The organism is Bradyrhizobium sp. P5_C11_2 (assembly GCF_054049755.1).
Map to the genome: position 1 here is coordinate 1 of NZ_JBFULT010000465.1, position 5,995 is coordinate 5,995.

The window sequence follows — 5,995 nt, forward strand, 5'->3', positions numbered from 1 at the left end:
GTGCGCTCCCTCCCCCGCCTGCGGGGGAGGGTTGGGGAGAGGGTACCTCAGCAGAGGGGCTCCCCCAGAGGAGAGAACCCTCACCCGGCGCGTTGCGCCGACCTCTCCCGCAAGCGGGAGAGGTGCACCGAGATCGGCGCTCGCTTGGATCCGCATCATGTTCAATCAAACAAGTTTGCGAGGCGCTGCTTCATCTGGTCGGCGATGTACAGCGCGAGGGCCTGGATGGTGGACGTCGGGTTCACCCCGCCCGAGGTGACGAAGATGCTGCCGTCGACGATGAAGAGGTTCTTCACGTCGTGCGAGCGGCCCCATTCGTTGACGACCGAGCGTTCCGGATCGGTGCCCATTCGCGCCGTGCCGAGCAGATGCCAGCCGCCCCACGGGATCGGCGAGTTGACGCAGATGTCGGTCGCCCCCGCTGTTTCCAGAACCTCGCGGCCGCGCGCCAGCGCGTACTCCATCATCTTCCGGCTGTTCTCGCTGATGGTGTAGTCGATCTTCGGCGCGGGAATGCCGTGGCTGTCCTTCAGGACAGGATCGAGCGTGACGCAATTGTGCTCTTCCGGCAGGTCCTCGCAGATCGCCGAGAAACCCAGCCGATGGCCGTTGAGCTTGCGGAAGACGCGGTGATGATCGGCGCCCCAGGGCAGAATGCCCTTCTGCTCACTGACGACGGCCTCGAACACGGGACCGGCGCCGCGCACGAACTGGACGCCGTAGCCGCGCACGAAGCCGCGCGACAGGTCCGTGTCATACCACTCCTTGCTCCACAGGCAGGTCGGCGGCGCGCGGTTGCTGTCGGTCGGCTCCTTCACATAGCCGTAGATCTGCGCATAGGGATGGAACATCAAATTCCTGCCGACGAGGCCGGATGAATTGGCAAGGCCGTTCGGGAAACGGCCGGACGCGGAGTTCAAAAGCAGCCGCGGCGTACCGACACCGTTGCAGGCGATGATGACGACATGCGCCGGCTGAAACTGCTCGACGCCGTCCTTGTCGTAATAGACCACGCCCGAGGCCATGCCGTTCTCGTCGGTGGTGATCTCGCGCACCCGGCAATGGGTGCGCAGCTCGACGCCGGCGCGGATCGCCTGCGGCCAATAGGTGATGTCGGTCGAGGATTTGGCGCCTTGCGCGCAGGCCGGCGTGCAATGGCCGAGATTGATGCAGCGCGCCCGGCCCTCATAGTCCGTGGTCGCAACCGTCGTGTCCGACGGCCACCAGTGCCAGCCGAGCCTGTTCATCGCCTTGCCGATGATGGCGCCGGACAAGCCGAGCGGCTGTTGCGGCATCGGCGGATGCGTCAGCGGCGACAGCGGATCGCCCGACAGCCCGGACGTCCCCATGATACGGTCGTTCTCTTCGAAGAACGGGGTCAGCGCATCGTAGTCGATCGGCCAGTCGTCGGCGACGCCGTCGAGCGTCCTGACCTTGAAATCGGAGGGATGCAGCCGCGGCCAGTGCGCGGTGTACATCACCGTCGAACCGCCCACCGCATTGTAGTTGACGACCTTGATCGGCGAATTGTCGTCGTTGATCGGATAGTCCTCGGGCCGGCCGCGGATGTTCGGGCTCGACGACCACTCGCCGTAGAACTTGGCTTCCCAGTCCCGGCCCGTGCTCGGATATTCCGCCGGGTTCATCCAGCCGCCCTGCTCCAGGCAGAGAATGTGCATCTTGGTCTCGGCCAGCGACCACGCGACCGCCGCGCCCGAAGCGCCGGCGCCGATGATCAGGACGTCCACAGGATCGTTCATCGAAACATTGTCCTCCCGCCCTCGCCACGTCCCGGGCGATTCGGCCGTCACGGTTCGCAGGCCCGGCAAACGATAGGATCAGAGCGACGGCTGAGTAAAGCCGCGAGGCCGGAATGTCGCACTTCGCAGGGCGCAGACCATTGGTATCGCCACATCCGGATGCTAGGAACGAGCTGCAGAGCAATCGATAGCGAGACCTTATGTCCTTCGAGAATTCATTTGCCGCCGCCCGCGCATTCGCGCTCGTTTTGTTTCTCGCACTGTCCGGATTTCTGGCGACCTCCGGCCCCGCCTCCGCGCTGACGGCTGCCGCGACCGTCCGGGATGCCAATTCCATCCAGCTTGGCGATGTCACCTACCGGCTCGACGGTGTCGATGCGCCGGAGCTGGACCAGGTCTGCATCGACGACCACGCCGATCCCTGGACCTGCGGCATCGAGGCCCGCGACCAGCTGGCCAAGCTGATCGGCAAGCGCCCGGTGCGCTGCGACGATGTCGGCCCCGAGAAGAGCTTTGGCAAGCGCCACCGGGCGATCTGCACGGCCGAGGGCGACAAGGTCTCGTTGAACGAGCAGCTGATCAAGCTCGGCTTTGCCATCGCGCGCGAGCCGATCAAGGCCAACGTCAAGCCGGTCGCGGCCGAAGCCAAGACCGCCACGAGTGGCATCTGGAAGGGCTGCTTTGTTGCACCGCAAGAATTCCGCACCGGCAAGCGAGACGGCACGCTCCTGGGCGCCGCCTGCCGCGCCGACCGCGACAAGGAGATTCGCGCGGTGCTGTTTCCGGAGGAACTGACGATGCCGCCGAGCTGCAGCATCAAGGGCAAGCTGGCGGTGCGCGCGCGTGTCACCGGCAATATCGGCATCTATCATCTGCGCGGCTGCCCGAGCTATCCGGCGACGACGAAGCCGGACCGCTGGTTCTGCTCGGAGGATGACGCCCAGGCCGCCGGCTTCCGCAAGGCCTATAATTGCCGCCGGCCGAAATGAGGAGCGCGTCCAGCGCTCATATGTCCCGGACCGAGACAGTATTGATCCGGAATTGATCTCGATCGGGAGTTGCTGCATTTGTGAACGTGCGCACGCGCTTTGCGCGAGCGCATCCTTGGCAGCAATTCGGCTCCGGCCCGATTGTCCTTGCTCGGGCGTTTCCTCCCTAGACTTGGGCCGCTTGTCCACGACAAGCGGCTCTTCTTTTTGGCGCGGCTCTGGAGGCCGACCTTACGGGAGACCGTCATGCCCGGGCTAGTCCCGGGCATCCACGTGCTTCGTGCCGCGGAGCAAGACGTGGATGGCCGGGACATAGGCGAGCGGAAGCGACGCCGTCCTTCGGACGGCTAAGCCCGGCCATGACGATGTGGCGACGTCAGCGCATCAAGGCTCACATCATGCCCTGCTGCCATCGGCGCGCGCTATCTCCGCATCTGCATGATGTGGTCCATCGGCGGCATGTTCGCGTTCAGATGCGCCATGATCCAGACGGTTCCACCGACCACCAGGAACACGACCAGCAGCCCGAAGGCGAGCGCCAGCACGTTGTTGGTGTTGTCGGGGCCGGTCGTGATGTGCAGGAAGAACACCAGATGCACGCCCATCTGCGCGATCGCGAGCACGATCAGCGCGACGGGAATGGACGGCTGCCAGACCAGGTCGGTGCCGGCGATGAAGAACGACGTCGCCGTCAGCAGCAGCGCGAGTGCAAGGCCGACGACGTAACCGAGGATGCGCGCGCCGACACTGTGCTGCTCTTCCTCGCCGGGGGCGAGGTCGTGTCCGGCCGGCATGTGCGTCTGATCGCTCATACGGCACTCCCAAGCAGGTAGACGACGGAGAAGACCRCGACCCAGATGATGTCGAGCGCGTGCCAGAACAGCGCAAAGCACATCATCCGGCGCAGGATGTCGGCGCGAAAGCCTTTTGCGAAGACCTGCGCCACCATGGTGAGAAGCCAGAGCACGCCGGCCGAGACATGCAGGCCGTGGCACCCGACCAGCGAGAAGAACGAAGTCAGGAACGCGCTGCGCGAGGGGCCATAGCCGCGCGAGACGAGATCGGCGAATTCGCGAAACTCCATCACCAGGAATATCAGCCCCAGCACGCAGGTCACGGCCATACCGAGGTAGAACCAGAACCGGTTACGCACGTCGGCCGCAATGCTGGCCATGCCGCAGGTGAAGCTCGACAGCAGCAGGCAGACGGTCTCGATCGCAACGTTCCGGTGCTCGAAAATTTCCGAGCCCTTGGGGCCGCCGGCGGTCTGGCCGACCAGCACCGCGTAGGCCGCGAAGAAACAGGAGAACATCACGATGTCGGAGAGCAGGAAGACCCAGAAGCCGTAGGCGGTCACGATGCGCTTCGACGCGGGTCCAGGATGCTCGACGACGACCCCGATGTGATGGGGATCGGCGTGGGCGCGGCCGACGGTCGCGGTCATCGACATCAGACCGCCCCCGCCATGCTGACGAGGCTGCGCCGTTCCTCGAGATTGATGCGGTCGATGCGGGCGACCTCGTCGGCCGGAATGACGTATTCGTCATGGTCGCGCCAGGCGAACACGACGAAGGTCGCGAACGCGCCGATGCCGCCCAAAATCACCATCCACCAGATGTGCCAGATCAGCGCAAAGCCCATGATGGTGGCGAAGAACGCGCAGACGAAACCGGTCGGCGAGTTCCTGGGCATCTCGATGTCCTGATATTCGGGTGCGTGCTCGAGCGATTGCTGCTGGGCATGGGCCTTCATGTCCCAATAGGCGTCCTCGCCGCGCACATCGGGATTGAAGGCGAAATTGAATACCGGCGGCGGCGACGAGGTCGCCCATTCCAGCGAACGTCCGTCCCAGGGATCGCCGGTGCGGTCGCGCAACGMCTCGCGGTTGCGGATACTGACCACGAGCTGCATGATCTGGCAGATCACGCCGATCGTCAGCACGGCCATGCCGGCGGCCGCCACCAACATCCAGGGCCGCCACGCCGCGACGTCGTAGTGCTGCAGGCGCCGCGTCATGCCGAGCATGCCGGCGATATAGAGCGGGAGGAAAGTGACGTAAAAGCCAAGGAAAGTGAACCAGAACGCCAGCTTTCCCCATCGCTCATCCAGCCGGAAACCAAAGGCCTTCGGAAACCAGTATTCGAAGCCGGCGAAGGCGCCGAACAGCACGCCGCCGATGATGACGTTATGAAAGTGAGCCACCAGGAACATGCTGTTGTGGAGCAAGAAGTCCGCCGGCGGCACCGCAACCAGCACGCCGGTCAATCCGCCGATGATGAAGGTGACCATGAAGCCGACCGCCCACAGCATCGGCGTCGCGAAGCGGATGCGGCCGCCATACATCGTGAACAGCCAGTTGTAGATCTTCACTCCCGTCGGCACCGCGATGATCATGCTGGCGATGCCGAAAATGGCGTTGACATCGGGGCCCGCGCCCATCGTGAAGAAATGGTGCAGCCAGACCATGAAGGAGATGACGCAGATCGCCATGGTGGCGAGCACCATCGAGCGATAGCCGAACAGCGCCTTGCCGGAGAAAGTCGAGACCACCTCGGAGAAGATGCCGAAGGCCGGCAGCACGAGAATATAGACCTCCGGATGGCCCCAGGCCCAGATCAGGTTCATGAACATCATGACGTTGCCGCCGGCTTCGTTGGTGAAGAAGTGGAAGCCGAGATAGCGGTCGAGCAGCAGCATCGCGAGCGTGGCGGTGAGGATCGGAAACGCCGCGACGATCAGGAGATTGGAGGCCAGCGTGGTCCAGCAGAACATCGGCATGCGCAGATAGTTCATGCCCCTGGTGCGCAGCTTCAGCACGGTCGTCACGAGATTGATGCCGGCGACCAGCGTGCCGACGCCGGAGATCTGCAGCGACCAGGCGTAATAGTCGACGCCGACGCCCGGCGAGTAGGACAGTCCCGACAGCGGTGGAAAGGCGAGCCAGCCGGTGCGCGCGAATTCGCCGATCACGAGCGAGAGATTGACCAGCAGCGCGCCGGTCGCGGTGAGCCAGAAGCCGACCGAATTGAGCGTCGGAAAAGCGACGTCGCGCACGCCGAGCTGGAGCGGCACGATCAGGTTCATCAGCCCGATCACGAACGGCATCGCCACGAAGAAGATCATGATGGTGCCGTGGGCCGAAAAGATCTGGTTGTAGTGCTCCGGCGGCAGATAGCCCTGCGACTGGAAGGCGACCGCCTGCTGGATCCGCATCATGATCGCGTCGCTGCCGCCGCGCAGCAGCAT

General features: G+C 64.3%; 5 protein-coding genes. 1 reads left to right on the forward strand and 4 read right to left on the reverse strand.

Annotation, left to right across the window (positions count from 1 at the left end; genetic code table 11):
* Positions 1-161: 161 nt before the first annotated feature.
* Positions 162-1,760, reverse strand: coding sequence for a GMC family oxidoreductase (locus ACXJL8_RS31145; protein ID WP_456619667.1), 1,599 nt, complete (start codon positions 1,758-1,760; stop codon positions 162-164).
* A gap of 200 nt (positions 1,761-1,960) precedes the next feature.
* On the opposite strand from ACXJL8_RS31145, the gene ACXJL8_RS31150 reads away from it, so the two are divergent.
* A complete protein-coding gene (locus ACXJL8_RS31150; protein WP_456619668.1) occupies positions 1,961-2,749 on the forward strand; it encodes a thermonuclease family protein in 789 nt (262 codons plus the stop codon).
* Positions 2,750-3,171: 422 nt separating this feature from the next.
* Here the strand turns inward: ACXJL8_RS31150 and cyoD are convergent, their stop codons facing one another.
* The 3 genes from cyoD to ACXJL8_RS31165 all read right to left on the reverse strand — a co-directional run.
* Positions 3,172-3,561 (reverse strand): cytochrome o ubiquinol oxidase subunit IV, encoded by a 390-nt coding sequence (gene cyoD / locus ACXJL8_RS31155; RefSeq protein ID WP_456619669.1) that lies wholly within the window; start codon positions 3,559-3,561, stop codon positions 3,172-3,174.
* A complete protein-coding gene (locus ACXJL8_RS31160; RefSeq protein ID WP_456686162.1) occupies positions 3,558-4,199 on the reverse strand; it encodes a cytochrome (ubi)quinol oxidase subunit III in 642 nt (213 codons plus the stop codon). The genes cyoD and ACXJL8_RS31160 overlap by 4 nt, the downstream gene beginning before the upstream one ends.
* A partial coding sequence (locus tag ACXJL8_RS31165; protein WP_456686163.1) for a cbb3-type cytochrome c oxidase subunit I occupies positions 4,199-5,995 on the reverse strand: 1,797 nt, incomplete at its 5' end. The genes ACXJL8_RS31165 and ACXJL8_RS31160, both read right to left, overlap by 1 nt.

Bases quoted from the DNA above. Each gene is read 5' to 3' on its own strand.
- ACXJL8_RS31145 (WP_456619667.1), bottom strand. From the start codon at position 1,760: ATGAACGATCCTGTGGACGTCCTGATCATCGGCGCCGGCGCTTCGGGC.
- ACXJL8_RS31150 (WP_456619668.1), top strand. From the start codon at position 1,961: ATGTCCTTCGAGAATTCATTTGCCGCCGCCCGCGCATTCGCGCTCGTT.
- cyoD (WP_456619669.1), bottom strand. From the start codon at position 3,561: ATGAGCGATCAGACGCACATGCCGGCCGGACACGACCTCGCCCCCGGC.